Origin of the sequence: Streptomyces sp. NRRL WC-3742 (assembly GCF_000720635.1) — a bacterium.
GTDB lineage: Bacteria > Actinomycetota > Actinomycetes > Streptomycetales > Streptomycetaceae > Kitasatospora.
This window is the reverse complement of the sequence record NZ_JOCF01000020.1, coordinates 51,277-76,970: the sequence shown is the minus strand read 5'-3', so window position 1 is coordinate 76,970 and position 25,694 is coordinate 51,277. Positions and strand designations below refer to the sequence as shown.

General features: G+C 73.0%; 24 protein-coding genes. 10 read left to right on the top strand and 14 right to left on the bottom strand.

Annotated features, from left to right (window positions below; translation table 11 throughout):
- Positions 1–11: 11 nt before the first annotated feature.
- From IH61_RS0113770 to IH61_RS0113730, 9 genes are all read right to left on the bottom strand, one after another.
- The gene (locus IH61_RS0113770) at positions 12–1,964 is read right to left on the bottom strand and encodes a heparinase II/III family protein (RefSeq protein ID WP_031069314.1); all 1,953 of its coding nucleotides are present in this window, start codon (positions 1,962–1,964) and stop codon (positions 12–14) included.
- Positions 1,961–4,180 carry a bi-domain-containing oxidoreductase gene (locus tag IH61_RS0113765; RefSeq protein ID WP_031069312.1) on the bottom strand — a complete coding sequence of 740 codons (2,220 nt, stop codon included), beginning with the start codon at positions 4,178–4,180 and terminating at the stop codon, positions 1,961–1,963. The genes IH61_RS0113770 and IH61_RS0113765 overlap by 4 nt, the downstream gene beginning before the upstream one ends.
- Before the next feature lie 64 nt (positions 4,181–4,244).
- A complete protein-coding gene (gene asnB / locus IH61_RS0113760; RefSeq protein WP_031069310.1) occupies positions 4,245–6,152 on the bottom strand; it encodes an asparagine synthase (glutamine-hydrolyzing) in 1,908 nt (635 codons plus the stop codon).
- Positions 6,153–6,156: 4 nt separating this feature from the next.
- The gene (locus IH61_RS0113755; RefSeq protein ID WP_031069309.1) at positions 6,157–7,692 is read right to left on the bottom strand and encodes a Wzz/FepE/Etk N-terminal domain-containing protein; all 1,536 of its coding nucleotides are present in this window, start codon (positions 7,690–7,692) and stop codon (positions 6,157–6,159) included.
- Positions 7,689–9,047, bottom strand: coding sequence for a YveK family protein (locus tag IH61_RS0113750; RefSeq protein WP_031069307.1), 1,359 nt, complete (start codon positions 9,045–9,047; stop codon positions 7,689–7,691). The genes IH61_RS0113755 and IH61_RS0113750 overlap by 4 nt, the downstream gene beginning before the upstream one ends.
- Positions 9,044–10,276, bottom strand: coding sequence for a glycosyltransferase family 4 protein (locus tag IH61_RS0113745; protein ID WP_031069305.1), 1,233 nt, complete (start codon positions 10,274–10,276; stop codon positions 9,044–9,046). Before IH61_RS0113745 ends, IH61_RS0113750 begins: the two co-directional genes overlap by 4 nt.
- Positions 10,266–11,591 (bottom strand): nucleotide sugar dehydrogenase, encoded by a 1,326-nt coding sequence (locus IH61_RS0113740; protein WP_031069304.1) that lies wholly within the window; start codon positions 11,589–11,591, stop codon positions 10,266–10,268. The genes IH61_RS0113745 and IH61_RS0113740 overlap by 11 nt, the downstream gene beginning before the upstream one ends.
- A gap of 154 nt (positions 11,592–11,745) precedes the next feature.
- Positions 11,746–13,197: a sugar transferase gene (locus tag IH61_RS0113735; protein WP_031069302.1), complete on the bottom strand. Its 1,452-nt coding sequence runs from the start codon at positions 13,195–13,197 to the stop codon at positions 11,746–11,748.
- Between the two features lie 541 nt (positions 13,198–13,738).
- Positions 13,739–14,482, bottom strand: a complete 744-nt coding sequence (locus tag IH61_RS0113730) for a TetR/AcrR family transcriptional regulator C-terminal domain-containing protein (protein WP_078911075.1) — start codon at positions 14,480–14,482, stop codon at positions 13,739–13,741.
- Positions 14,483–14,557: 75 nt separating this feature from the next.
- On the opposite strand from IH61_RS0113730, the gene IH61_RS0113725 reads away from it, so the two are divergent.
- The 3 genes from IH61_RS0113725 to IH61_RS0113715 all read left to right on the top strand — a co-directional run bounded on the left by IH61_RS0113725 (position 14,558) and on the right by IH61_RS0113715 (position 17,024).
- Complete coding sequence (locus IH61_RS0113725; protein ID WP_051836983.1) at positions 14,558–15,961, top strand: MFS transporter; 1,404 nt, start codon at positions 14,558–14,560, stop codon at positions 15,959–15,961.
- The gene (locus tag IH61_RS0113720) at positions 15,958–16,350 is read left to right on the top strand and encodes a cupin domain-containing protein (protein WP_031069296.1); all 393 of its coding nucleotides are present in this window, start codon (positions 15,958–15,960) and stop codon (positions 16,348–16,350) included. Before IH61_RS0113725 ends, IH61_RS0113720 begins: the two co-directional genes overlap by 4 nt.
- 77 nt (positions 16,351–16,427) lie before the next feature.
- The gene (locus IH61_RS0113715) at positions 16,428–17,024 is read left to right on the top strand and encodes a DUF5753 domain-containing protein (protein ID WP_037972578.1); all 597 of its coding nucleotides are present in this window, start codon (positions 16,428–16,430) and stop codon (positions 17,022–17,024) included.
- Between the two features lie 225 nt (positions 17,025–17,249).
- Here the strand turns inward: IH61_RS0113715 and IH61_RS0113710 are convergent, their stop codons facing one another.
- The 5 genes from IH61_RS0113710 to IH61_RS0113690 form a co-directional block, all read right to left on the bottom strand.
- Positions 17,250–17,804, bottom strand: a complete 555-nt coding sequence (locus tag IH61_RS0113710; protein WP_031069293.1) for a YciI family protein — start codon at positions 17,802–17,804, stop codon at positions 17,250–17,252.
- A gap of 40 nt (positions 17,805–17,844) precedes the next feature.
- A complete protein-coding gene (locus IH61_RS45890) occupies positions 17,845–18,096 on the bottom strand; it encodes a hypothetical protein (RefSeq protein WP_037972576.1) in 252 nt (83 codons plus the stop codon).
- Positions 18,097–18,210: 114 nt separating this feature from the next.
- Positions 18,211–18,570, bottom strand: a complete 360-nt coding sequence (locus tag IH61_RS0113700; protein WP_031069291.1) for a CU044_2847 family protein — start codon at positions 18,568–18,570, stop codon at positions 18,211–18,213.
- A 130-nt stretch (positions 18,571–18,700) separates the two neighbouring features.
- Positions 18,701–19,228, bottom strand: coding sequence for a hypothetical protein (locus IH61_RS0113695; protein WP_031069288.1), 528 nt, complete (start codon positions 19,226–19,228; stop codon positions 18,701–18,703).
- Positions 19,225–19,614 (bottom strand): hypothetical protein, encoded by a 390-nt coding sequence (locus IH61_RS0113690; protein WP_031069287.1) that lies wholly within the window; start codon positions 19,612–19,614, stop codon positions 19,225–19,227. The genes IH61_RS0113695 and IH61_RS0113690 overlap by 4 nt, the downstream gene beginning before the upstream one ends.
- Positions 19,615–19,777: 163 nt before the next feature.
- Here IH61_RS0113690 and eccB point away from each other — a divergent pair, with 163 nt between their 5' ends.
- The 7 genes from eccB (at position 19,778) to IH61_RS0113655 (ending at position 25,689) form a co-directional block, all read left to right on the top strand.
- Entirely contained in the window at positions 19,778–21,334 is a 1,557-nt protein-coding gene (gene eccB / locus IH61_RS0113685; RefSeq protein WP_063763193.1) for a type VII secretion protein EccB, read from the top strand.
- A 74-nt stretch (positions 21,335–21,408) separates the two neighbouring features.
- On the top strand, positions 21,409–21,735 hold the full coding sequence (locus IH61_RS0113680; RefSeq protein WP_158844957.1) for a hypothetical protein: 327 nt from the start codon (positions 21,409–21,411) through the stop codon (positions 21,733–21,735).
- A 32-nt stretch (positions 21,736–21,767) separates the two neighbouring features.
- Positions 21,768–22,076, top strand: coding sequence for a WXG100 family type VII secretion target (locus tag IH61_RS0113675; protein WP_031069283.1), 309 nt, complete (start codon positions 21,768–21,770; stop codon positions 22,074–22,076).
- Positions 22,077–22,100: 24 nt separating this feature from the next.
- On the top strand, positions 22,101–22,508 hold the full coding sequence (locus IH61_RS0113670) for a hypothetical protein (protein WP_031069280.1): 408 nt from the start codon (positions 22,101–22,103) through the stop codon (positions 22,506–22,508).
- A gap of 93 nt (positions 22,509–22,601) precedes the next feature.
- Positions 22,602–24,800 (top strand): hypothetical protein, encoded by a 2,199-nt coding sequence (locus IH61_RS0113665; protein WP_031069278.1) that lies wholly within the window; start codon positions 22,602–22,604, stop codon positions 24,798–24,800.
- A gap of 147 nt (positions 24,801–24,947) precedes the next feature.
- Positions 24,948–25,397: a YbaB/EbfC family nucleoid-associated protein gene (locus IH61_RS0113660; RefSeq protein WP_051836981.1), complete on the top strand. Its 450-nt coding sequence runs from the start codon at positions 24,948–24,950 to the stop codon at positions 25,395–25,397.
- Positions 25,390–25,689, top strand: coding sequence for a hypothetical protein (locus IH61_RS0113655; protein WP_031069275.1), 300 nt, complete (start codon positions 25,390–25,392; stop codon positions 25,687–25,689). The genes IH61_RS0113660 and IH61_RS0113655 overlap by 8 nt, the downstream gene beginning before the upstream one ends.
- Positions 25,690–25,694: the final 5 nt, after the last annotated feature.

The following is a 25,694-nucleotide window of genomic DNA, read 5'->3' as shown; positions in this document are numbered from 1 at the left end:
CTCGGTTGAGCTCAGCCGAACTTCAGTACGGTGACGAAACCCTGCGCGCCCTCGGCGGGGCCGAGGCCCGTACCGACGAGCGTGGTGGCGGGCACCTTGCGGCCGAAGCCCGCCGAGTACCAGCCCAGCGGCGGCCCGCTCTCACCCCGGTGCGCCCGCCAGGTCAGCTGTCCGGGCAGGTCGAGCACCGCGGAGCGCTCCTCGCCGTCCGCGCTCCAGGTGAGCCTGGCGAGCCCGTCCGACAGTTCGGCCGTGACCTCCGGGCCGAGGTGGAAGGCCAGGCGCACCTGGCCGCCCTCGCCGACCACCTCGTCGGTGATCCTCAACTCCTGCTCGGCGTAGGCGAGTTCGACCCGGCGCCGGTGCGTCGAGGGCCGGTAGCCGTCGTGCTCGGCGCACCAGCGGGCCACGGCCGGGTCGGAGGTGTCGGCGACCAGGACACGGGTCCTCGCGTGCCTGGTCCACAGGAACGGGCCGCCGGAGACGGACTGGTCCTCGCCGCCGAGCTCCAGGGTGTTGTGGCCCAGCGTGGAGCGGAAGTAGCTGCGCCACTCGGGCTGGCCGTGGTAGCAGTACGTCCCCGGGTCGGCGAGCACCTCGACGCCGTCGTGGCGCACCTCCACGGACAGGGCGTCCGCGTGGCCGTGCGCGGCGATGGACAGGAACCCGTGCGGGCCGCCGTCGCAGCGGCACCAGATCCGGTCCCGCGCGTCGCGCAGGATGGTCATCCCGGCGTCGGGCAGGTGGACGGGCCGCCGCGCCGGGCGGGCCACGTCCGCCCCGTACGGCCGCAGCAGCGCGGCCAGCATCGGGGTGCGGGCGTCGCCGGCGGTCACCTCCGGCCACCAGGGCAGGCGGCCGAACACGGCCTCCCCGGTGGCGAGCAGCGAGGCCCAGCGGTCGGTGCCCGCGCCGTCCACGATCAGGCCGTGGCCGTCGTCCGCGTCGCCCTGGCGCGGGGGCCGCAGCCGGTTGTCCACCACGGCCGCGAGGGCGTCGGTCATCCGCAGCAGCACCAGCCGCACCGTCGCGGGGACGGGCACCTCGGTGGCGTCCGCCTCGGCGACCGCGGCCAGGCCCAGTTCCAGGACGAGCCCGTGGTACTCGCTGGCCAGCTCCCGGTTGAGGCCGGACAGGAAGGTGTTGGCGCGCAGGTGCCGGTCCAGGGAGCGCAGCGCCTGCGCGCGCCAGCGCTCCGACTCGGGGAACCAGTCGAAGGCGCAGGAGGCGGCGAACTGCCCGGCCGCCTCGGCGATGACGTGGTTGTTCGCCGAGGAACCCCGGCTGGGGAAGGCGGCCAGCCAGCGCTGGTGGTGCCAGATCTGGTGCAGCGCCGTCGGGTTGGACTCGAACAGCGCGGCCGCGCCCGGCCAGCCCTCCAGCAGCCGGCGCACCCACACCCAGGACAGCAGCCGGATGCCCAGCTCGATGCCGCTGACCCAGTGCACGCCCTCCAGCGGCGGGTTGACCTTCCACCAGGAGCGCAGGTGGGCGGCGACGCGCTCGGCGTAGCGCTCGTCGCCGGTGACGGCGTACGCGGCGGCGAGCACCGTCAGGTACTGGTGCCGGGAGGGCTCCCAGATCTGCTTGATGTCGCCGACGGTGCCCTCGTCGCGGTAGGGCACGTCGAAGGCGTAGCCGGCGGTGGCCCGGCGGCCGGTCCTCGGGTCGAACCACCAGTCCGGGTCGGCCATGTCCTCGCGCTCCACGCCGAAGAACTCGGCGCGGCCGTCCATCAGCCGGTCCGCCTCGGCGACCAGCCGCTCGGCGGCGTCGGCGGGCACCGCCTCGACGGCCCCGGCGGGCAGCACGGCGGTGAACCGGGCGCCGCTGACGGCCGGGCCCGCCGGCGGGGTCTCGTTCCCCCACCGGCGCCGGCGCAGCGTGTCGCCCACCCGGCCGGCGACCTCCTGCGGCCCCATCGCGGAGAGGCGCCGCAGGTACCAGCCCGCGCTCATGGTCACAGCGACCTCGCCAGGGCCACCGGGGCGCCGGCGGCCAGGCTGGCCTGCACGGCGAGGGTGGCCGCCGTGGTGGCGACCAGGGACTCCAGCGGTACGGGCATGGGCCCGCCGGTGCGTACGGCCTTGACGAACGAAGCGAGTTCGTTGGACTGGCCCTTGTCCCGGGCCTTGGGCAGCCGCGAGCTAACCCACCGCTTCCTGCCGGCTGTGCTGCTGAAAAACACGGAGGCGCGGACGAAGTCGTCCAGCTTGAGCACCTTGCCGTCGGCGAGCAGGTCCAGCGTCTCCTTGGGGAAGGCGGGCGCGCCGGAGGTGACGTAGCTGATGGTGGCGGTGGAGCCGTCCGGGTAGGTCAGCACGATCTGCAGGTCCTCGTTGCCGGACGGGGCGACGGCGTACACCGAGACCGGGTCCGCGCCGAGCAGCCAGCTCGCCGTGTCGATGAAGTGCCCGCCCTCGCCCTCGAAGCGGGAGCCCTCGGTGCCCTGCCGGAGGTACCAGCTGCCGTGCTGGAGGCGGCCCGCGTTGACGAGGTAGCGCAGGCTGGCCGGGCCCGTGCGGGCGCCGAGGCGGGCCTTGGCCTCGCGCAGCAGCGGGGCGAACCGGCGGTTGAAGCCCACCTGGAGGCGGTCGTTGCCGGACTCCTCCACCGTGGCGAGCACGGAGGCGAGTTCGTCCGCGGTCAGGGCGAGCGGCTTCTCGACGAAGACGGTCTTGCCGGCGAGCAGCGCACTGCGGGTCAGCGAGGCGTGCGAGCTGTGCCGGGTGACCACGAAGACCGCGTCGATCGAGGAGTCCCCGAGGACGGCGTCCAGGTCGGTGGTCGCCCGGGCGAAGCCGAACTTGCGCTGGGCGTTGGCCGCGGACAGGGCCGTGGTGGTGACGACGGTGGACAGCGCCACGCCCTCGCGCTGGGCCAGGTGCGGCAGCAGCATGGAGGAGGCGTAGTTGCCCGCGCCGATGAACGCCAGCCGCACCGGGGACCGGGACGGGCGGGCCGACGCGGCCTGCGCGGCGGGGCGCCTGACGGCCGGGATCTCCAGCTTCGGGGCCCCGGCCTTCGTCTGCGACTCCGATTCCGATTCCGATTCCGCCGGGGCGTAGCGGAACAGCGCGGTGACGGCCTTCAACTCGCCGTCCTTCAGGCGCCGGTACGTCTCCACCGCGCCCTCGAAGTCGGCGACGTGGGAGATCAGCGGGTCGACGTCGACGCGGCCGCGGGCCATCAGGTCGATGAAGCAGGCCAGGTTGCGCCGCTCCGTCCAGCGCACGTACCCGATCGGGTAGTCGCGCCCCTCCAGCTCGTACTCCGGGTCGTAGCGCCCGGGGCCGTAGGAGCGGGAGAAGCGGACGTCCAGCTCCTTCTCGTAGTACGCGTTCCACGGCAGGTCCAGGCGGCACTTGCCGATGTCGATCACCCGGCCGCGGTCCCGGGCCAGGTGGGCGGCCAGCTCCACGGGCTGGTTGCTGCCGCCGCCCGCCGCCAGGTACACCTGGTCCACGCCGTGGCCGTCGGTCAGCTCCGCGACGGCGTTCTCCACGGCCGCCGAGCCCGGGTCGCCGCAGGCCGCCGCGCCCAGGCGCTCGGCCAGTTCGCAGCGCGAGGGGTCCGGGTCGGCCCCGACCACGCGCACGCCCGCGGCGGTGAGCAGCTGCACCACCAGTTGGCCGATCAGCCCGAGGCCGATGACCAGCGCCACCTCGCCGAGCTGCGGCTCGCCCTGGCGCACGCCCTGCAGGGCGATCGAGCCGACGGTGCCGAAGGAGGCGTGCTGCGGCGCGAGGCCGTCCGGGACCGGGGTGTAGAGGTTCTTCGGCACCCAGTTGATCTCGGCGTGCAGCGCGTGCTCGTTGCCGGCGCAGGCCACCAGGTCGCCGACCTTCACGTCGTCGACCCCGGCGCCGACCTGCTCGACGACCCCGCACAGCGAGTAGCCCAGCGGCGTGTAGGAGTCGAGCTTGCCCATGACCTTGCGGTACGTGGCGGGCAGGCCGTTGGTGGCCACGCTCTGCATGACCTTGGCCACCTGGTCCGGGCGCGAGCGGGCCTTGCCCACCATCGACATCCCGGCCTCGGAGACCTTCATCATCTCCGTCCCGGTGGAGATCAGGGAGTAGACGGTGCGCACCAGCACCCCGCCCGGCTTGCAGCCCGGTACCGGCACCTCGAGCACCGACAGTTCGCCGCTCTTGTAGTTCTGCACAACCTGTTTCACCGGAAGTCCCCTTGTTTCTATGCCGGTTGCTTCTATGCCGGTTGCTTCAATTCCGGGATGGCCGCTACGCGTTGGTCGCGCCGCGGTACCAGTACTCGAGGGTCAGCACGTGCCACAGGTGCTTGGAGAAGTCCTGCTGCCCGGCGGCGTCCTCGGCCGCGAGCCGCGCCAGCGCCTCGCGGCGCAGGAACCCGGAGCGCACCAGCTCGCCGTCGTTGATCACCTCGCGCACCAGCGGGGCCAGGTCCCGGCTCATCCAGGCGCGCAGCGGGGCGCTGAACAGGCCCTTGGGCCGGTACACGATCTCGCGCGGCAGGACCGAGGCGGCCGCCTCCTTGAGGACGGCCTTGCCCTGGCGGCCGACGATCTTGCGGTCGCCGGGGAAGGTGAACGCCGCCCTGACCACCTCGACGTCCACGTACGGCACCCGCACCTCGGTGGAGGCGGCCATGCTGGAGCGGTCGGTGTAGGCGAGGTTCAGGCCCGGCAGGAACATCCGGGCGTCGCCCAGGCACATGCGGTTGACGAAGTCGTCGAGGTCGTTGTCCTCGTAGACGTCGGCGTGTTCGGCCAGCACGTCCTCGACCGCCGGGGCGAGGTCCGGGTTGACCAGGCCGAGCAGTTCGGAGCGGTCGTACATGGTGTAGCTGCGCCGGAACGCCGTCTCCTCCGGCAGGTCGGCGAAGGAGAGGAACCGCTTGGCGAAGCGCACCGAGCGCAGGCCCCGGCTGGAGGTGGCCACCGGCAGCCGGTCCACGGCGGCGGACACGCCCCGCCGCAGGGGGCGCGGGACGCGCTGGTAGCGCAGGGCGAGCTGGTTGGCGAGGTGCTTGCGGTAGCCGGCGAACAGCTCGTCGGCGCCCATCCCCGACAGCATCACCTTGACCCCGGCCTCGCGGGCGGCCGTGCAGATCAGGTAGGTGTTGATCGCCGCCGGGTCCCCGATCGGCTCGTCCAGGTGGTACGTCATCTGCGGCAGCAGGTCGAGGACGTCCGGGGCGATCTCGATCTCGTGCAGGTCGACGCCGAACCGCTGGGCCACCTGCCGGGCGTAGCGCAGGTCGTCGGGCATGGCCTCGAACTTGGCGTCCTCGGCGCGGAAGCCGATGGTGTACGCGGAGATGCCGGGGTGGTCGCGGGCCGCCAGCGCCGTCAGGTAGCTGGAGTCCAGCCCGCCGGACAGGAAGGTCGCCACGGGGACGTCGGAGAGCAGGTGACGGCGCGTGGACTCCTCGACGATGGCGGCGAGGTCGGGAAGCTCGCCGGCGAGGGCCCGCTCCCGGCCCTCGGCGGCGACGTCCCGCAGGTGCCAGAACCGGCCGCGGTCCACCCGGCCGTCGGGGCGCACCCGCAGCCAGCTGCCCGGCGGCAGCTTCTCCGCCTCTCGGTAGGCGCAGCGCGAGTCCGGCACCCAGTAGTAGAGGAGGGAGGCGACCATCGCCGCGTGGTCCACCTCGAGGGACCCGCCGGTGGCGGCGGCCAGCGCCTTGAGCTCGGAGGCGAAGACCAGGCCCTCGCCGCGCCGGATCAGGAACAGCGGCTTGATGCCGAGCTGGTCGCGGGCGAGCACCAGCTCGCCGGTGCGCTCGTCGAAGACGCCGAAGGCGAACATGCCGCGCAGCCGGGGCAGGCAGTCCGTGCCCCAGCGCCGCCACGCCTCCAGGAGCACCTCGCTGTCGGAGGTGCCGCGGAAGCGCACCCCGGCGGCCTCGAGCTCGGTGCGCAGCTCGGGCGCGTTGTACAGCTCGCCGTTGTAGGTGAGGACGAGGCCGTCGCGGACCATCGGCTGGGCGCCGGTCTCCGACAGGTCGATGATGGACAGCCGCCGGTGGCCCAGGTGCACCTCGCCCTCGGCGAGGGCGTGGCTGTAGCGGCCGGCCCCGTCCGGGCCCCGGTGGGCGAGGGTCTCGGTGAGAAGGTCGGTCACGGCCTTCCCGTTCGGCCATCGGTACGTGCCTGCGATTCCGCACATGTCCTTACCTCGCCTCCTGGTCACTGTCGTCGTCGGGGACCGCTGCGGTCCGCACGGGCTGTCGTTCGGTCCGCCGCGGGGCGGTCCCGTTCAGGCGGGCGGGCGGTTGGCCGTCGCCGCGCGGCGGGGCGGGCGGGCCGTCCCAGAGGGTGCCGTCGGTGCGGTCGCGCGGGTCGGGGTCGATCAGGACCACGCCGATCACCTCGATGCGCTGCTCGGCGAGCTGGCGCGCCACGGTGTGCAGCCAGGCGGTGCTGCCGTGCCCGGCCCGGACGACCAGCACGGCGCGGGTGCCGAGGTACTGCAGGTCGGTCCAGGCCGTGCCGGGGGCCACCGAGCCGACGGCGAGCCGCAGTTGGCCGGTCTCGGGGGTGTCGGGGGCCTGCGCGGCGCGGACCACCGTGGTGCCCGAAGCCTTCGGGGCCCTGGCCAGCTGGGTGCCCGGAAGGCCGTCGACGAGGAGTACTGGGCCCTCCTTCCGGAGGTCCGCGGCGAGGTCCAGGGCGATCCCGGCCGTGCTGCGCGCGGAGCCCAGCTCCAGCAGGCACACCGTCCCCTCGCCGCCGCGCACCCTGCGAGCCAGCGTCGCGGTGAGCCGCTCCCGGGCCTCGCGCACGCGGCGGCGCCGGAGGCGGGCGAGCGGCCCGCGCGGCGTCCGGGGCAGCTCCGTGAGGACGGACGCGCCCAGGTTCGCCGCGATCTCCCGGCGCAGCACCGGACGGTCCGCCACCACCGCGCCGACGGCGGCCAGCGCGATGCCCATGACCAGCCCGAGGACGAGGCCGACGGCGGCGTCCGTGGCGGCGGCCTTCGGCAGGGACGCCTTGACCAGGCGCGGGGCGTCCACGATCTGGGTGCCGGCGACGAGCCGGGGCGTGCCGACCCGGGCCTCGGCGGCGCGCTGCCCGAAGTCGGTGATGCGGGAGGTGAGTTCGGCCCGGCTGGCGTACAGCGACTCCAGGTTCGGCGAGGTCTTGGACGCGTTGCCCTGGGAGGCGTCGCCGATGCTCTTGTTGACCTGGGCGAGCTCCTCCTTGAGCCGGTCGCGCTGTTCGAGCAGGGCTTTGGACTCGGCCTCCGCGGCCTGCTGGAGCCGGGCCACGTGGTCGGCGACGAACGTCTCGGCCAGGGCCTTGGCCCGGGCCGTCGCCTGCGTCTCGCTCCTGGCCGTGACGGTGATCTGGAGCAGGTTGTTCGTCAGCCCGGTGCCGCTGTAGTCCTTGATGAAGTCCTCGGGCCTGTCCGGGGACCCGAGGGTCTTCAGGGCGGCGCCCGCGATGTTGGTGGTCTGCAACAGGGCCGCGTCGGTCTTGATCAGCGTCCCGGGGTCGTTGGGCTGGTCCGCCGTGTGCTGCACCAGCACGGTGGCCACGGCGGTGGGCGGCGGCGGCTTCAGGACGGCGACGGCCGCGCCGAGCACGAACCCGACCAGCGCCAGCAGCGACCACAGGCGGCGGCGCCTGCGCACCGCGACCACCAGGGACTGGAGGTCCAGCAGGGGGGAGGCGGCCGACGGCTCGGAGGTCGTACGGGTGGTCACCGCTCACCGCCTTCGGCGTCCGTGTTCGCGATGGCGGCCTTCTTCGAGGCGCGGCCGCCGGAGCGCTTCCCCTTGGTGACGACCGGGCCGGCCAGGACGAGGCCCACGACCTCGTGCCCGGCGTCCGCGCACGCCTCGGTGATGCCGCCGAGCTCGAGAGCCGTCCAGTTGCCCGCGCTGAGCATCACCACGGCGCCGGACTCCTCGTCGTGGTCGGGCACCAGCGGCCGGGCGAGCGGCACCTCGACCACCCGCAGCAGCGGGTCCTTCCCCGCCTCGGCGGCGAGCTGCTCGGCTCCCAGGCGGGCCGGCCCGTCGCCCTCGGGGACGAGCAGCAGCAGCCGCCGGGGCGCGGCGAACCGGTCCTTCAGCCGGGCGCACACCCGGCGGTAGCGGATCCGCCGGCTGGCCTCGTCCCCGGAGGCGTGCGGGACCGGCAGGTCCCAGCGCACGTCCAGGGCGAGCAGCCGGCGCAGCAGCGCCTTGGGGCCCCGGCCCCCGGGCCGCAGTTCGGCCCTGTCGCCGGGCACGTCGACGCTGCCCAGCAGCGAGGTGCCCAGCGCCGCGGCGATCTCGCCCTCGGTGCGCAGCCGCCGGCTCATCCGGGCGGCCGTCAGGTGCCCGATGACGGCGAACAGGAAGAAGGAGAGCGCCCCGGCGGCGACGAGCTGCATCCGCGTCGGCGCCGCCTCCCCGGTGGGCCGGGCGGCCGGGCCCATGACCACCATGTTGGCGGACTTGAAGGTGGCCGGGTCCGCCTGGTCCAGCTTCTTGACGGCCTCCTGGAGCGCGGTGCGCAGCTTCGCGAGCTCCGTGCGGGTCTGCACGCTCTCCACGGTCTGCCCCGGGTTGGCCGCGTTGGCCAGTTCGGTGATGCGGCTGCTGGCCTGCTGCACCATCTGCCGCAGCGCCTCGGGCTGCGCCGCCTCCGGGTCGGTGCCGTCGCCGGTGAGCCGCGCCGCGTAGCCGACGAACTGCTTGGCCACCTGGTCGGAGAGCTGCTGGGCCCGCTCCGGGGTGTCGGCCGTGCCCGAGATCTCGATGATGTTCCCGTTCGAGGCCGTGGCGGTCACCCGGTCGCGCAGTTCGGTGCCGCCCACCCCGGCCCATTTGAGGGTGGCGGCCGTGCGGTCGATCACCACCGAGCTGGTGGCGATCTGGGCCTGGGTGAGCAGTTCGCGTTCCTGCCACGCCCCCGGCAGCAGCACCGACGCGGAGGTCGTGTACTGCGGAGGGAACAGCAGGGAGGTGCCGTAGCCGACGAGTCCGCCCACGACGGCGAGGACGGCGAGGAGCCGCCAGCGCCGTCGGAAGATCCGGCCGATCGTGACCAGGCGTATCGTGTCGTCGCTCAACGGTGCTTCCTGCTCCCGTGGTTGCGGCAGGCGGCGGCGTAGGCGTCGAGCAGGGCCTTCTGGGAGTTGCGCCAGGCCAGCGGCCCGTTGATGCGTTCCTGGCCGAGCTTGCCCATCTCGGCGCGCCTGTCCGGGTCGTCCATCAGCTCGGCGATCAGCTCGGCGAAACGGGACTCGTCGTTGGCGGGCGCGTAGACGGCGGCGTCCCCGGCGGAGACCCGCGCCTCCCGCAGGTCGAAGGAGACCATCGGCCGGCCCATGACCATGTACTCCAGGACCTTGTTCATGGTCGACACGTCGTTGAGCGGGTTGAGCGGGTCGGGGGAGAGGCAGATGTCGGCGGAGGACAGGTAGCGCACCAGGTCCGCGTCCGGGACACGGCCGGTGAACTGCACCTGCTCGGACAGGCCCAGCTCGCGGGAGAGCTCCACCATCGCGTCGAAGGTGTCGCCGCCGCCGACGAACACGGCGTGCCAGTCGCTGCGGCCCACCTCGTCGCGCAGCTTCGCCAGGGCGCGCAGGGCGTAGTCCACGCCGTCCTGCGGGCCCATCACGCCCAGGTAGCACAGCAGATGGGGCTTGCCGCGCTTCAGCTCCGGCTCCGGCGGCACCGGCTGGAACCGCGAGGTGTCGGGGGCGCTGCGCACCACGAAGACGTCCTCGGGCCGCTTGCCGCCGCGGCGCTGCGCGACCTCCCGGTAGCTCTCGTTGGTGGCGATCACCACGTCGGCCGCGCGGTAGGTGAATCGTTCCAGCGCGCAGACGGCGCGGTAGAGCGCGTCCTTGCCCCGGTCGAACCGGGACAGGTACAGCTCGGGCACCAGGTCGTGCTGGTCGAAGACGAACCGGGCGCCGCGCCGCTTGAGCAGCAGCGCCGGCAGGAACAGCAGGTCCGGCGGGTTGCAGGCGTGGACGACGTCCACCGGGCCGACCCTGCGGGCCAGCCGGGCGGTGTGCCACAGCGCCGTGCCGTACTCCTTCAGGTAGCCGGCCGGGCCGCCGGTGGCGGCCTGCAACGGGTAGCGGTGGATGCGCACCCCGTCGATCACCGCCTCGGGCTCGGTGTCCCGCTTGCTGCCCTGCGGGCAGATCACGTCCACCGTCCAGCCCGCTTCGCGTAGCGTCGTGCACTCCTGCCACACCCGCCGGTCGAAGGGCACCGACAGGTTCTCCACCAGGATCAGCGCGCGGCGTCCGCGCCCGCCGCGGCCGGTCTCTTCACCAAGCAAGGCCGATGTACCCCGGTTCGGTCCGGCGCGCGTCGGCGTCGGGAAGGCGGATGAGGTCGACGATCAGCGGGCCGCCACCGTGGGGCAGGGCCGACAGCACGGCCGGCTCCCTGGTGCCCACCACGGCCACCTCGGCGTGGTCGAGCACCTCCTCGACGGACTCCGCGAGCAGCTGCGCCAGGTGCGGCAGCCGGGTCTCGATGTACTCGCGGTTCGCGCCGAGCAGCCGGGACAGGCTCACGTTCGGGTCGTAGATCCGCAGGTCGTAGCCCTTGCCGAAGAGCCGCTCCGCGAGCTCGACGAGCGGGCTCTCGCGCAGGTCGTCGGTGCCGGGCTTGAAGGAGAGGCCGAACAGGCCCACCCGGCGCTTGCCGGTGCGCTCGATGAGCTCCACCGCGCGCTGGAGGTGGTCGGCGTTGGAGGGCAGCACGTGCGAGAGGATCGGCACCGAGATGTCGGCCCGCCGCGCCGCGTGGACGAGGCTGCGCAGGTCCTTGGGCAGGCAGGAGCCGCCGAAGGCGAAGCCGGGGCGCAGGTAGGCGGGGCTGATGTTGAGCTTGCGGTCGGCGAGGAAGACGTCGATCACCTGGTGCGAGTCCACCCCGAGGGCCTGGCAGACGGCGCCCAGCTCGTTGGCGAAGCCGATCTTGAGGCCGTGGAAGGCGTTGTCCGCGTACTTGATCGCCTCGGCCACCGGGACGGGCACCCGGAACACCTCGCCGGGCAGGCCCTCGTACAGGGCGGCGACCACGTCGCCGCTGGCCGCGTCCAGCTCGCCGATGACGGTCTTCGGCGGGTCGAAGAAGTCCCGCACGCTGGTGCCCTCGCGCAGGAACTCCGGGTTGACCGCCACCCCGATGTCCACCCCGGCGGTGCCGCCCAGGTGCTTCTCCAGGATCGGCACCAGCAGGTCCAGGCAGGTGCCCGGCAGCATGGTGCTGCGGAAGACCACGGTGTGCCGCTCGCCGCGTTCGGCCTTCTCCGCCGCCGCCGCGCCGATCTGCTCGGCGACCCGCTCCAGGTAGGTGGTGCACAGGCTGCCGTTGGCCTCCGAGGGTGTGCCCACGCAGACCAGCGACACCTCGGTGCCCAGGACCGCGTCCCGGACGTCGACGGTGGCGCGCAGCGCACCCGACGCGACGACCTCGGCGATCATCTCGCCGATGCGCTCCTCGACCACCGGGGCCTTGCCGTCGTTGACCAGCTCGACCTTCACGGGGTTGACGTCCACCCCGATGACCTCGTGACCCAGGCTCGCCAGGCAGGCCGCCGACACGCACCCGACGTAGCCCAGACCTAAGACGCTGACCCGCATGATCCGTCCCTCCCCTCGGGCCGGCCCCGGTGGCCGGCCGTCCGCGCGCCGGCTGCCCGGCGCCCCCCGTGCTCCCCTTGAACCTCGTGCGGCTCGTGCACCTCTTGCGGCTCTTGCAACTCGTGTACCTCTTGCGCCTCTTGCGGCTCGTGCATCAGTACGCTCCCTGCCCCTGGAGCACCGCCCGCAGCGTCTTCCAGAGGATCACCGCGTCCAGGGCGAGCGACCAGTCCTCCACGTACCGCAGGTCGAGGCGCACGGCCTCCTCCCACGGCAGGTCGCTGCGCCCGCTGATCTGCCACAGGCCCGTGAGCCCGGGCTTGACGAGCAGCCGCCGCTTGATGTCAGGCCCGTACGCGGCCGTCTCCTCCGGCAGCGGCGGCCGGGGGCCGACGAGCGACATCGATCCGGCCAACACGTTGAACAGCTGCGGGAGTTCGTCCAGCGAGTACCGGCGCAGTACCCCGCCCACCCTGGTCACCCGGGGATCGCGGCGGAGCTTGAACAGCAGGCCCGCGCCCTCGTTTCGCTCGGCCAGTTCGGCGCGCTTGCGGTCCGCCCCGACGACCATCGTGCGGAACTTCACCAGCGTGAACTGCCGTCCGTCCTTGCCGACCCGGTGCTGGCGGTAGAACGCCCCGCCCCTGCTGTCGATCAGGACGAGGAGCCCGACGGCCAGCATCAACGGCGAGAACAGCACCAGCAGGACGGCGGCGCCGAGCCGGTCCACGACCGCCTTGACCGCCCGGGGCCCGCCGGTGAAGGCCGGCATGGACACCCGCAGCATCGGGATGCCGAGGACGGCGTCGACGTGCAGCCGGGGCCCGGCCACCTCCATCAGCACGGGCGCCACGACCATCTCGGCGTCGCCGCCCTCCAGGTTCCAGGCCAGCCGCTGCAGCCGGTCAGGCGACCAGTACGGGTCGGGGGTGATCGCGACGACCCGGTAGCCGTCGCGGTGCACGTGGCCGGCCACGTCCGTGAGCCGGCCGACCACCGGAACGCCGTCCAGCCGGTCCCCGTTGGGCCCCAGCCCGTACGGCGTGCACACCGCCTCCACCCGCCAGCCCAGGTGGGGGAACTTGCGGGTGCGGGCGATCAGGTCGCGCAGGGTGGCGGGGCTCCCGGCGGCGAGCACCGGGCGCAGGCACCGCCCCGCCTTGCGCTGCTTGTGCAGCGCGAGCCGCAGCAGATACCGCTCGGTCATGGTGACCAGGGTGATCGCCGGGATCGCGACGAAGATCCAGAGTTTGATGTTGGTCGACGTGAGGGCGATCCCCCCCAGCGACAGCACCACGGCCGCCGTGAAGAGGGACCGTCCGAGTCTGCGGAACTCCTCGGCGCCCTGCCCGAGCACCGCCGGAGCCCATGCCCGGGTGGTCGTCAGTGCCACCAGCACCAGAATCTCGGTGCCGAAGGCGAGAATTCCCCATTTCTCGTGCCAGTTGGCCGCGTCCCTGACTCCGAAGAAGCCGCCGATCGCCGCCACCACGAAGGCGGTGGCCACCGTGTCGCTCACGACCACGGTCCGGCGGTACTGCTGCTCCCAGTCCAGCGCGTCCCGGTCGATCGCCCCGTGCGTCCGGCGCCGTCGCGCCGGTGGCAACGGGGTCGATAATTCGGCTTCCCCCTGCTCGACAGCCCCTTCGAGGTCGTCAGCGGGTTCGACGTGTTCGCTCCACACGATCCCTCCCCCCAGGAAGGCTCGCGCCTCCCGTACCTGAATGCCTCCCCTGGGGAGGCCCCACCTCCCGTGCCGCACCGTTCCTGCAGCCGTCGCGTCTCCCGGAACGCTGCTCCCGGGAATGGCGAATCGACTATTGCCGCTATTGCCGCGTGACGTGGACACCCCGCCCGGGCGCCGAGAAATGATCGTCCCCACCCCGCGCCCGAGGGGGTGTCAACACACCGCCCCCGGCGCTGAACCGCAGATCATCAAACGTCGCCCCTCGTCCAACCGTGCGAGGCGGAAATCAATGTAGAGCATCCGGACCACCCGAAGAGGTGGATGTGTGAAACGCATGGTCGAGATTTGAAGATTGGCCTACCGCTTGTTTCCGGGGGAGGGTGCGTTTGGGGTGGTGACAGGTGGGATGACCTGTGACGATACGTCTCTTCCGGGGCTGTGGAGGTGATGTGTCGAGGCGTCAGGAAGCAGCCAGGAGTCCGTTCAGCAGGGCCCTGAGGCCCTGACGGTAGGTGTCCTCGGCCGTGATAGCGGCCCAGTCGGCCGCGACCTGGGCCAAACGCGGGAACTCCTCTGCGTCGAGATCGGCGAAAACTCGCTCCCTGTACGTTCGATGGTCGCTGTCCGCGCGCCGCCGGCCGGCCGTCGCCCGGACCATGATCTCCCCGGCCGTGTAGTACCAGATCGCGCGGTACCCGTGGACGGCCCGTTCGGGGGTCAGGCCGCAGGCGAGAAGACCCTCGACGATCTGTTCGACGAACCAGAGCGAGGCGGTGGACATCAGGTCGTCGGCGGTCAGCACCTCGACGATCCAGGGGCAGCCGGCCAGCGCGTCGTGGATCGCCGTCGCGGCCAGGAGCACCCGCTCCCGGGGGTCGGCGGGCAGCTCGGGGCGGCGCAGGTTCCGCCGGGCGTAGTCGTCGAGGAGCAGGACGAGCAGCTCGTCCTTGTCGCGCACGTGGTGGTAGAGCGCCATTGGGGTGCTTCCGACCTCTGTCGCGAGCCGGCGCATCGTCAGCTTGGCCACGCCCTCCTCGGTCACGATCCGGCGCGCGGCGTCGAGGACCTGGTCGAGGGAGATTCGGGGCGGGCGGCCGGGGGGCTTGCGGGGCGCTCTGCGCTGCTCTTCGCGCTGGTCTTCGCGCTGCTCTTCGCGGGGCTCTTCGTGCCGGTCTTCGCGGGGCTCTTCGTGCTGCTCGGGCATGGGTCCATCATCCCCCGGGCCCTCTTCCCGCTTCTCGCTCGACAGGGGTCGCCGCTGCGCGCTACGTTTCTATACATGTACAGAAACTCCCGAGGGCGCCCCGCCGTGGTGCTCGCGGCGGTCGCCGTCGCCCAATTCGTCTTCGCCCTCGACCAGTCGGTCGTCAACGTCGCCCTGCCCGCCGTCCGCACCGCACTCGGCTTCGCCCCCCTCGACCTCTCCTGGGTCGTCCACGTCTACGCGCTCACCTTCGGCGGCGCCCTCCTGCTCGGCGGCCGCGCCTGCGACCTGTACGGGCGGCGCAGGCTACTCACCCTCGGCCTCGCCCTCTTCGCCGCCTGCTCCCTCGCCGGCGGCCTCGCCCAGGCCCCCTGGCAGCTCGTCGCCGCCCGCGCCGGACAGGGCCTCGGCGCCGCGGCCGCCGCCCCCGCGGCGCTCTCCCTGCTCACCACCACCTTCCCCGAGGGGCGCAGCCGGGTGCGCGCCCTCGGCGTGTGGAGCGCGGTCAACGCCGCAGGCGGCGCACTCGGCGTACTCGCCGGCGGACTCCTCACCCAGTACGCGGGCTGGCGCTGGGTGATGCTCGTCAACCTGCCCATCGTCGCCGCCGCCCTCGCGCTGACGGCCGCCGGCGTACCCGCCGACGCGCACCCCGCGCGCCGGGAGCGCCTGGACGTGCCCGGCGCACTCCTCGCCACCGGCGGCTGCGGACTGCTGGTCCTCGGCGTCGTCCGCGCCGACCGCCTCGGCTGGGGCTCCCCGGCCACGCTGCTCACCCTGGCCGTCGCCCTGTCCTCGCTCGCCGCCTTCGTCCTCGTCGAGTCCCGCAGCTCCGCACCCCTGCTACGGCTCGGCCTGCTGCGCAGCCGGTGGGTCGCCGGGGCCAACGTCCTGGTGTTCCTGGCGGCCGCAGGCCAGTTCGCCGCCTTCTACTTCGTCTCCCTCTACATGCAGCAGGTCCTCGGCATGGGCGCGGCCGCGACCGGCTCCGCGTTCCTCCCCTTCTCCGCGGGCGTCGTCGTCGGCACCGTCATCGCCACCCGCGTCACCACCACCCGAGGCCCCCGCGCCTGCCTCATCGCCGGCGCCCTCCTCGCCACCGCGGGCCTCACCTGGTTCGCCCGCCTCAGCCCCGACGGCACCTTCCTCACCGACATCCTCGGCCCCTCCGCCGTCACCAGCATCGGCCTCGGCCTCCTCCTCGCCCCCGTCGCCGCCGCCGCGACCACCGGCGTCGCCCCGGCCGAGGCCGGCACCGCCTCCGGCCTGCTCAACAGCTCCCGCCAACTCGGCGGCTGCATCGGCCTGGCCGCCCTCGCCACCGTCGCCGCCCAGCACACCGGCGGCGCCACCGACACCGCCGCACTCGGCGACGGCTACGCCGCGGGCCTCGCAGGCGGGGCCTGCCTGTTCCTGCTCGCCACAGCCGTCGCCGTCCTCGCCCTGCCCTCACGCCGCGCTGAAAGGAACCCCTCATGACCACCTCCTCCTTCTCCCTCTTCGCCTCAGCCCTCCACTTCCACCCCGACGGCCACGTCCACGCCGCCGAACGGAAGATGGCCACCAGCCCCACCGGCGCCTGGCAGATCGGCACCTTCCACGTCGAGACCGACGCCGACGTCCACGCCGACCACTGGGAGATGCACCCCCACGCCGAAGAAGCCGTCTGCTGCCTCACCGGCTCCCTCCGCCTCTACCTCCGCCCCGACCACCCCGACACCCCCGAAGAGATGCACCACCTCACCCCCGGCACCGCCGTCATCGTCCCCCGCGGCCGCTGGCACCGCCTCGAACTCGACGCCCCCAGCGACCTCATGTCCATCACCCTCCGCGAAGGCACCCGCCTCGAGAAGCGCCCCACCCCCTGACCCTCCCCGCTGCCCGCCCCACGGCGGGCAGCGGAACTCCCGTACGGCTGTCAGTACTTACTGGAACAATCCCGGGCATGGCGACAGAAGAGAGTTGGGACAGCCTCCTCCGGCAGGGCACCGGCCCGGTACAGGAATCGTTTCTGGACCTCGTCAGAGAAACCCGCCACTACGCGGGCTATTCGCCGGACGTCATCTGGGGCAATCTCCAGACCGCGCAGTACGCCGAGGCCATGCTCCGCCTCGTCGTCGACTTCCACGGCACCCCCGACGACATCCGGGCCGGCGTCGCGGCCCGCACCGCCCGCGCCCAGTACATCGGGCAGGAGGGCCGCACCTACCACGTCCTCCTCGGCGAACAGGCCCTGCTCACCAACATCGGCGGCTCCGAAGTGATGCGCGGCCAACTGCGCAGGCTGGCCGAGGCCATCGACCTGCCCGGCCTCAAGCTCGGCATCATCCCCGCCAGAGCCAGGCTCCTCGTCTACCCGGGCGACGGCTTCGCCCTCTTCGACGACCGCAGAGCGGAGGTCGAAGGCTTCCGCGGCGCCGAAACCATCACCGACCCGGCCCGCCTCGACGTCTTCCGCAGAGCGTTCGACCGCCTGAAGGTCTCCGCCGTCTACGGCCCCGCCGCCCGCGACCTCATCGAGGACACCCTCAACCGGACCTGACAGAGCCTGGAGCAGAACGTGGGCATCGAAGAAACGCTGGAGCAGTTGGCCGGGTGTGCTCCCCGGCAGAGGGCGGGCTTCTGAAGTGGGGATACAACTCCGACCACTTCTTCTGGTTGATGCGGGGCCCTGACCCGGACCGGTGGCCCATCCCTGCCAAGTTCGACTCGATGCTCGAGTACCCGGCCCGGCCCCCGAGTGTCGGGGGCGGGGCCGGGTGGGGGGTCAGCGGCGGCCGCCGGGGGCCCAGGAGTGGACTTCGACGGTGGCGTACGCGGTGGGGGTGAGGAGGGTGTGGGCGGTGGTGGGGTCGGGGGTGTCGAGGATGGCGGCGGTGCCGAGCCAGGTGGTGCCGTCGTCGGCGAGGAGGGGGCCGTAGGCGATGAGGTGGGGCTTGTGGGTGGGGGGTGGGGTGAGGTCGGCGGGGTCGCCTTCGCCGAGGGCGAGGATGAGGGAGCGGGGGGCTTCCTCGGTCATGAGGTCCGGGTGGTCCCACATGGTGCGGCCGAGGGTGTTGGTCCAGCGGCGCAGGAGGACGTCCCGGTAGGCGCCGGCCTGGTAGTTGGGCTCGTCGAAGGCGAACGCGCGGGCGGCGGCCGGGTCGGGCAGGTCGACGATGTGGACGCTGCCGGTGACGGTGTCGGTGGCCTCGTCGAAGGTCGGGCCGCGGGCGATCAACTGCTCGGCGAAGCCGTCCATGTAGGACCAGTGGGCCTCGATCAGGGCGCTGCGCAGCGGCATCGAGCCGGGGCGGTCGCGGTGGTAGGCGAGAAACTCCATACCGCATGGTCCCGCCCCGGCCCCTGCCGTGGGAACGGACTCAGTTCCCGGTGTGCCAGTCGGCCTCGAGTCCGGTGGTGCCGTCGGGGCGGCGGACCGGGTGCCAGTGGGCGTGCAGCCCGGCGGGCCGGGTGGTGGTGCGGGGGGCGCCCATGGCGTGCAGGACGGAGTTGTCGAGGGGGCTCGCGGTGAGCCGTTCGACGATCCGGGCGAACGCGGCGCGCAGGCGATGCCCGGGGTGGTCGAGGGCGGGCGCGGGGGCGTGGGAGTGGAACGCGGCGAAGACGGACATGCGGGCTCACCTCCGGTGCGAACCTGCGGACTTGCAGGTGACGTCCACCCTGCACCCGCCGGGCGGAGTGCCGGTCGGGCTTTGACGGGGTGCTGATGCGGCCCTGACGGTTCCCTATTCCTCCTCGGCGGCGGGCTCGGCCCTCGGGTGGTGGTTCCAGGTGAGGGAGACCTTGAAGTTGGCCTCGGCGGAGGTGCTGGAGATGACCACGTCCGCCTCGGCGGAGAGGGAGAGGCCGAACTCGATGCTGATCTCGTCGGGGGCGTGGGCCAGGCCCTGGAAGCCTTCGACGAAGTTCTGGGCGACGGGGCGGATGCCGGCGAGCATGTCGCCGAGGGAGCGGGTGGCGCGGGCGACGACCTGGCCGGGGCGGGAGACCTGGACGAGGCCCTCGCCGACCTGGGTGATCTCGACGCGTACGGTCTCGGGTGGGTCCTGGCCGGCGGTCACGGGCAGTTCCACGAAGTACGTCACTGGGTCCCCCGGAGGTCATCAGCGCGGCTGCGGCTCAAGTGCCCAGGGAGCTGGGCGACTTGTCCGCCGGTCGACGACCACCGTAGCGGCTGCGGTGGGCACCGGAGGGCCGTGCCGTGCTGAGCGGCCGTCAGGGCGTCGGGTGAGGCGGGCTGCTCCGGCCCGGCGTCGTGGGGGCGGTCGTGCTCGGCGCCGGCTGGTTCGGCGTGTCGGCGGGAGTGGCGGTCAGGAGCAGGGCGATCACCCCGCCGATCAGTGCCAGGGCGAAGCCGACGCCGACCAGGCGGCGGGAACGAGGGGAGCCGGTCGCCGTGGGGACGCCGTAGGCGATCGCAGGCCCCCCGGGCTCGAGGCGCTGGTACGAGCCGGGCCGCGGCACCAGGAGGTGCCGGTTCCCGCGCGTGTACCCGTGGAACGGCTGCGCCCCCCTCGACGGCTGCGCCACCACGCCACCGCCGCCGACCGGCGCCGCCGCCAGCGGCACCCCGACCAGCGAGGCCGCGTACCGGCGCCACCAGGGCAGGCCGGAGCCCGGCCGCAGCCCGTCGGAGGACAGCCCGTCCGAGGACAGCCCGACCGGGGAAGGCCCGTCCGAGGAGAGCCCGACCGGGGCCCCCAGGCCCAGCAGCGAGCGCAGGTACCGCTGGAGGAAGGTCATGACCCCACCTCCTCGGCCCGCTCCCTCGTCGCCTCGACCTCCGCCGACGCCACCGGCCCCCGGACCACGTCCTGCACGCTCCCGAACGTCCCCAGCTGCCGGATCAGCGCCGGCGCCGAAGCCCCGGCCGCCACCGCCGCGTACAGCCCGGTGACCTGCGAGTGGAGCAGCCAGCCGGTCAGTGCCCCGAGGGCGATCCGGCTGAGGGCGGCGGCGAGGTCGGCGGTCGGGTCGATGTAGTGCCGCAGGGGAGGCAGTCGGCGTTTGCGTTCGTCGCGGGCTCTGTGCCGGGCGGCCTGCCAGGCGAGCAACCGCCCGTTGACGATGACCAGTTCGACGAGCGCGCCCCCGACGGCCCCGTACCCGGCGGCCTGAGCCCAGTCCAACCGTGCCCCTCCTCGATTCCCGACACGAAGGCCCCCAGCATCCTGCACCCGCACCGGAGGGTTCAAGAGATATGGATGAACTCCCAGGCCCTTCCCGCCCGTAGGACCGGGGTGGGGGCGCGGCATCGGCGGCGCCCCGGTGTGCGATGCGGGGAGGACGTGGATGCAGTCCCGACGCGACCAGGTGCAGGCGCACCTGTTCGTGATGAGCAGGCTGGCCTCCGGCATGCTGCGGGCGGAGCCCGACGCGCCGGACAGCCCGACCGGCAGGACCACCCGGGGTGCGGTGACGGGCCTGGCGGTGGCGGTGCTGATCGGGCTCGGTGTGACGGTGTACGGGGTGATCAAGCCCGGCGGCGACTCCGGCTGGGAGAAGCCCGGCACCCTGCTGGTGGTGGAGGAGAGCGGCGCCCGCTACCTGTCCATCGGCGGGCAGCTGCACCCGGTGCTCAACGACACCAGCGCCAAGCTGCTGGCCGGCGACCAGCTGACGGTCCGTTCGGTGAGCCGGGACTCGATCGCGGACGCCCCGCGCGGGTTGCCGGTGGGGATCGCCGGCGCCCCGGACGGGCTGCCGCCCGCCGGTGACCTGGGCGGCGGCACCTGGCTGGTCTGCGGCACCGTGCAGCCCGGCCCGACGGGCGCCCCCGCGCCCCGGCTGGCGCTGCAGGTGGACCCGGCGGGGGAGGGCAGGGCCCTCGGCCCCGGCCAGGGCCTGCTGGTCGCGCTGCCGGACGGCTCGGTGCACCTGCTCTGGCAGGGTCAGCGGCTGCGCGTGGACACCGCCAACGGCGCGCTCCAGGCGCTCGGTTACGGCGGTGCGACGCCGTTCCCCGTCCCGGCCGGGGTGCTGAACGCCCTGCCCGCCGGGCCGGACCTCGCCGCGCCCGCCGTCCCCGGCCGGGGCGACCCGGGCCCGGCGCTGGCGGGGAAGCCGACCCGTATCGGCCAGCTCTTCGACGCCTCCGGCGGCGCCCGCTACGTCCTGACCCGTGAGGGCCTCGCCCCGCTGACCGCGACCCAGTACGGGCTGCTGCTCGGCGACCGGCGCACCCAGCGCGAGGCGTACGGCAGCGCCGCCCCCGCGCCCGTCGCGATCGGTGCGGAGGACCTGGCCGCGCACTCCGCGCCGGGCGCCGCCCCGGGCGGCGGACTGCCGCAGGCGCCGCCGCAGTTGGTGACCCCGCTGCGCGGCGAGGGCGTCTGCGCGGACGTGCACGCGGGCGCGGCCTCCCCGACCACCGCCGTCACCGTGCTGCCCGCCGCCGTGGCGGACGTGGGCCGCGCCCCGGCCCCGGCGGCGCCCGGCGCCTGCGCGGTGGCCGACCGGATCGCCGTACGGCCCGGGCGCGGCGCGCTGGTGCGGGTGCTGTCGGGCGCGGGCGGCGGCGGGACGCAGTACCTGGTCACCGAGGGCGGGGTGCGGTACGCGCTGCCCTCGGCCGCCGTGGTCAAGCAGCTCGGCTACGCGGGTGTGACGCCGGCGGCCGTGCCCGCCGCCGTGGTGGCGCTGCTGCCGGCGGGGCCGAGCCTGGACCCGGCGGCCCTGGCGGACGTGCCCGCCGTCTCCGCGAGCGCCGTCTCCGCGACCGCCGCCTCGGCGGGGGCCCCGGTGGCAGGAGCCCCCGCGGCAGGGGTCCCCGTGGCGGGGGCGCCCACGGTGGCGGCGGTCGGTCCGGGTGCTCAGGCCACCTCTCCGGCCCCGTCGGCCTGCGACTGAACCGCCCGTCCCGGCAGCCCCGTTGAGTCGTTCGGAACCGCGCGCGCCCGGCGCGCGGAGGAAGGGAGATCCTGGTGAGCACGCCTGGCATGCTGACGAAACAGGACGAGGCGATCAGCAACGTCCTCAAGGGTCTGCAGCAGCAGATCGACGACATGATCACGGCCGGCCGTACGGTCCAGCGGATCAAGGAGGAGGTCGGGCAGGGCTGGATCTCCGGCGCCAGCTCGACCTTCCAGGAGAAGCTCGACGACTGGATGCGCCGCTACCACGAGGTCATCGCCGCCTTCGAGCGCTTCGTCGAGTCGACCCAGGGCGCCAGCCAGATCATCACCAACGCCGAGGCCGAGGCTCGCGCGCAGGCCGCCGACGGCATCTACGAAGGACTCCAGGGCGCCTGACGGCGCGTACGACGGGAAGGGAACGCCGAACCATGGGCATGGACAACTTCGGGAGCATCCAGCTCCACCACGAGAGCATCGAGCAGGCGCAGAGCGAGCTGGCGCAGGCCGGCGGCGGGATGAGCGACAGCCTCCAGGCGGTGATGAACCAGCTGACCCATCTGACGGAGAGCGGTCAGTTCCAGGGTGCGGCGGCCACCGCCTTCACGAACTTCCAGCAGGTCGTGAACAGGAACGCCCAGGCGATGAACGACGACATCATCGCCGCCGCGGGCAGGCTCGGCCACATGCACGAGACCATGATCCAGGCGGACCAGGACGGCCGGAAGCAGTTCAACTAGCCACGAGGGCTTAGGAGTTCGCCCATGGGCGAGGGCACGATCAAGGTCGATCCCGACGGAATCAAGGACTTCGTCGGGGACCTGCAGACCTTCAGGGACGAGGTGGGCACCAAGTCGGCGACGATCACCAACCACGCGCTGCTGCCCGGTAACGACTCGTTCCAGCCGGTCAAGACCCTGCGGGACAGGCTGACTGCGTACCGCACGAGCCTCACGACCTCGATGGGGACCATCCACGACGCCATCGACAAGGTGGTGGTCGACCTCCAGAACGCGAACACCCGGCTGGGCGAGGGTGAGCACAGCGCCTGGACCGAGGCCAACATGATGCAGATCCTCAGCGACGTCCTCAACGGTGGCGGCGGCGGAAGCACCGGTGGCGGCGGAATCACCGGTACCGGCGGCGGCACCGGCGGCGGCACCGGGACCTAGCCGAACGTCTGACCGCAGAGCGGCCGGGCCGCGGACCCACCCGGCCCGGCCGCCCACGCCTCGACCAGCCCTCCCTCGCACCAGGAAGCAGCCATGGCAGAAACCAAGGATCCCCAGAACTCCGGGACGGCCACCACGCCGCTCCAGCCCTGGGAGGAGATGATCAAGGCGTTCGCCGCCTCGAACCAGGTCGACGTGGCGAAGCGCGAGGACGTCCTGGCCGAGCAGTGGATCAGCGACATCCAGGTCTACACCAGTACCCAGGGGCAGATCAACGGCTACAAGGACGGCTTCGCCGTGTGGTCGGAGTGGACCTACCCGGGAACGAACCCGGCCGTCTCGACGATCGTCGGCTGCAAGCTCCACTGGGAGACCTGGACGCCGAGCGACCCGAAGGACGTCCGCACCAACCTGTACCGCTTCGAGCACATGGCCGACGAGATCCTCGGCCCGATGCTGTGGGGCGGCCACGGGAACGACACGACGAGCATCCAGAGCTTCGCCGACGTGGCCCAGGACATCGCCGACCTCCACACCTGGGCCACGGAGTGCCAGAAGAAGGTCCAGGGCTGGGCCGACCACGTGGACGGCGCCGGCGACAAGTTCCAGGGCAGCGCGGCCGGCCGGTTCAAGGAGGTCCTGGTCGGCCTGCGCAGCGAGTTCGACCAGCTGCGTGAGCGGCTCGGCGGGGACGACCACCGCGTCGAGACGCACCTCAAGTCCGGCGGCGACGGCCTGAACTTCGCGCTGTACGGCCTCTACGACGGCTACAACACCTGGCGCAACAAGTCCGGGAACCTGGACGGGGGCACGGGCTGGGAGGTCAAGCACTTCAAGGACGACTCCCTGTCCTGGCCCTGGTACTGCGTCCACTACGCCTTCAGCATGATGACGTACGGCCTGGTGCCGACCCTCGCCGACAGCTCCGACTACGGCAGCGTCACCTGGTCGGTGAGGGACGGCGTGCAACCGGTGGCCGGCAGCAGCTCGGCCTTCCTCCAGCAGATCGAGCAGCAGGCCAAGGCCCTCTGGAACCTCTGGGTCGCCTGGACGCTGGACAGTGCGGCCATCAGGGTGAAGGCGAACCTGACGACGTCCTACGGCTACGCGGGCGGCCCGCTCGGCAAGTTCAGTGACGTGCGGATGATCCTCCCGGTCGACGCGCCGCCCAAGGCGCCGGACACCCAGGGCGGCGGCGGTGGTGGTGGCCAGGGCGGCGGAGGCAAGGGCGGCCCCGACCTCAAGGACCTGAACAACAAGGACAAGAACGGCAACCACACCGGCAGCGGCGGGCCGCCCCCGCCCAAGCTGGACCTCAACCCCAACAAGAACGGCAGCCACACCGGCAGCGGCGGCCCCGGCAGCAACCTCAACCTCGGCACCGCGGGCCAGTCGCCGCTCCTCGACAAGGACGGCAAGCCGGTCCTCGGCAAGGACGGCAAGCCGATGTACGTGCCGCCGGGCACCACGGTCAACGGCAAGGGCGAACTGATCGGCCCGAACGGCCAGCCGCTGCTGGATGCGAACGGCAAGCCCCGGAAGGTGCCGCCCGGCACCAAGGTCGGCCTGCCGGACCCGATCATCCCGGGCGGTGCGTTCAAGGTGCCGCCGGGCTCCAAGCGCAACCCGGACGGCACCGTCACCCTCCCCGACGGCACGCTGATGAAGGACGGCAACGGCAACACGGTCGTGCTCGACAAGGACACGACCATCGACAAGGACGGCGTCGTCCGCGACTCCGGCGGCCGCACCGTCTCCCCGTTCGACCAGATGATCTCCGACCAGCGCCGCGCCATCGAGAGCCACCTGGGCACCGGCAGCAGCACCGGCGGCCTGCCCGGCCTGGGCTCCAACTGGAGCAGCGTCGGCGACTTCGGCTCCGGCCGCACGACGGCGCTCCCGAGGATCGGCGAGGGCATCGGCGAGGGCTTCGGCGCGGGCGTGCGCACCACCGGCGGTGTGTCCGGCGGCGTGCCCACGATCGGCACGGGCGGGCGGTTGTCGCCGATCGCGGCCAAGGCGGGTGCCGCGCTGGCCGAGGAGGCGGCCATGGCCCGCAACGCGGCCGCCGGGCGGGCCGCCGCGGCCACCGCCGCCGAGGAGGCGGCGCTGATGGGCCGCGGCATCTCCACCACCGGCGGCTCGGGCGCCCCGATGATGCCGCCCCCGGGCGGCGCCGGTGGTGGGGCGGGCCAGGGCGAGAAGGAGCGTCAGCGCACCACCTGGCTGGCCGAGGACGAGGAGGTCTGGGGCACCGACTCCGGCGCGGTGACGGGAGTCATCGGCCGCTGATCGCGGGCCCGTCGAACCGGGCGGCCCACCCCGTCCGTAGAGAGGACCGTACGACCCCCGAAGACCGGCGCGTCCCGGGCCCGACCCCCGTGGGCCCGGGACGACGCCATCGGGGTGACCGCGGGGACCGACACGGAGGAGGCGGGAATGGCGTTCTCGTACGCCGAACAGATCGAGCAGGCGATGACCAGGCTCACCGAGCAGCAGGCCAAGATGACCGAGGCGGCCCGCGAGCTCCAGAACGCGACGGCCACGGCGACGTCCAAGGACCGCATGGTCTCCGTCACGGTCGGCGCCCAGGGCCAGGTGGTGTCGATGACCTTCCACACCACCGGCTACCGGTCGATGGCCCCCGCCGCGCTCGCCTCGCTGCTCACCGACCTGCTGAACACCGCGCGGGCCGACATCGGCGACCGGATCACCGAGACGATGGGCTCCTTCAAGGGCCTCGGCGAGAGCCTGCGGGCCTCGCTGTCCGGCGGAACCGAACTCGACGACCTCTTCGCGCCGCTGCGGCAGATGCGCCCCGGCTTCGCCGACGAGGCGGCGGCCGAGGAGCGGCGCAAGCGCGACCGCCAGGAGGAGTTCCGTGGCTGAGGAGCTGAAGGCCCTGTCGGACCTGGAGTCCAAGTTCGCCAAGTTCCACGAGATGTCGGACCTGATCACGCTGATCAAGGGCAAGACCGACGAGATCAACCGGTACAACAAGAGCTCGGCCGGCAACGACGACATCGGCAAGCAGTACCACGAGAACGTCGACAGGCCGACCGAGGGCGTCATCAAGCTGTTCTCCAGGGTCAGCGAGGTCCTCGACAGCGCCGGCCAGGGCGGTAGGAACGCGTCGCAGATCCTCAACGACGCCGACCACGACGCCTCGGGCCAAGCCTGACGGCC

Bases quoted from the DNA above. Each gene is read 5' to 3' on its own strand.
- asnB (WP_031069310.1), bottom strand. From the start codon at position 6,152: ATGTGCGGAATCGCAGGCACGTACCGATGGCCGAACGGGAAGGCCGTG.
- IH61_RS45890 (WP_037972576.1), bottom strand. From the start codon at position 18,096: ATGTCCGTCTTCGCCGCGTTCCACTCCCACGCCCCCGCGCCCGCCCTC.
- IH61_RS0113720 (WP_031069296.1), top strand. From the start codon at position 15,958: ATGACCACCTCCTCCTTCTCCCTCTTCGCCTCAGCCCTCCACTTCCAC.
- IH61_RS0113665 (WP_031069278.1), top strand. From the start codon at position 22,602: ATGGCAGAAACCAAGGATCCCCAGAACTCCGGGACGGCCACCACGCCG.
- IH61_RS0113730 (WP_078911075.1), bottom strand. From the start codon at position 14,482: ATGCCCGAGCAGCACGAAGAGCCCCGCGAAGACCGGCACGAAGAGCCC.
- IH61_RS0113725 (WP_051836983.1), top strand. From the start codon at position 14,558: ATGTACAGAAACTCCCGAGGGCGCCCCGCCGTGGTGCTCGCGGCGGTC.
- IH61_RS0113670 (WP_031069280.1), top strand. From the start codon at position 22,101: ATGGGCGAGGGCACGATCAAGGTCGATCCCGACGGAATCAAGGACTTC.
- IH61_RS0113740 (WP_031069304.1), bottom strand. From the start codon at position 11,591: ATGCGGGTCAGCGTCTTAGGTCTGGGCTACGTCGGGTGCGTGTCGGCG.
- IH61_RS0113660 (WP_051836981.1), top strand. From the start codon at position 24,948: ATGGCGTTCTCGTACGCCGAACAGATCGAGCAGGCGATGACCAGGCTC.
- IH61_RS0113675 (WP_031069283.1), top strand. From the start codon at position 21,768: ATGGGCATGGACAACTTCGGGAGCATCCAGCTCCACCACGAGAGCATC.
- IH61_RS0113710 (WP_031069293.1), bottom strand. From the start codon at position 17,804: ATGGAGTTTCTCGCCTACCACCGCGACCGCCCCGGCTCGATGCCGCTG.
- IH61_RS0113715 (WP_037972578.1), top strand. From the start codon at position 16,428: ATGGCGACAGAAGAGAGTTGGGACAGCCTCCTCCGGCAGGGCACCGGC.
- eccB (WP_063763193.1), top strand. From the start codon at position 19,778: ATGCAGTCCCGACGCGACCAGGTGCAGGCGCACCTGTTCGTGATGAGC.
- IH61_RS0113695 (WP_031069288.1), bottom strand. From the start codon at position 19,228: ATGACCTTCCTCCAGCGGTACCTGCGCTCGCTGCTGGGCCTGGGGGCC.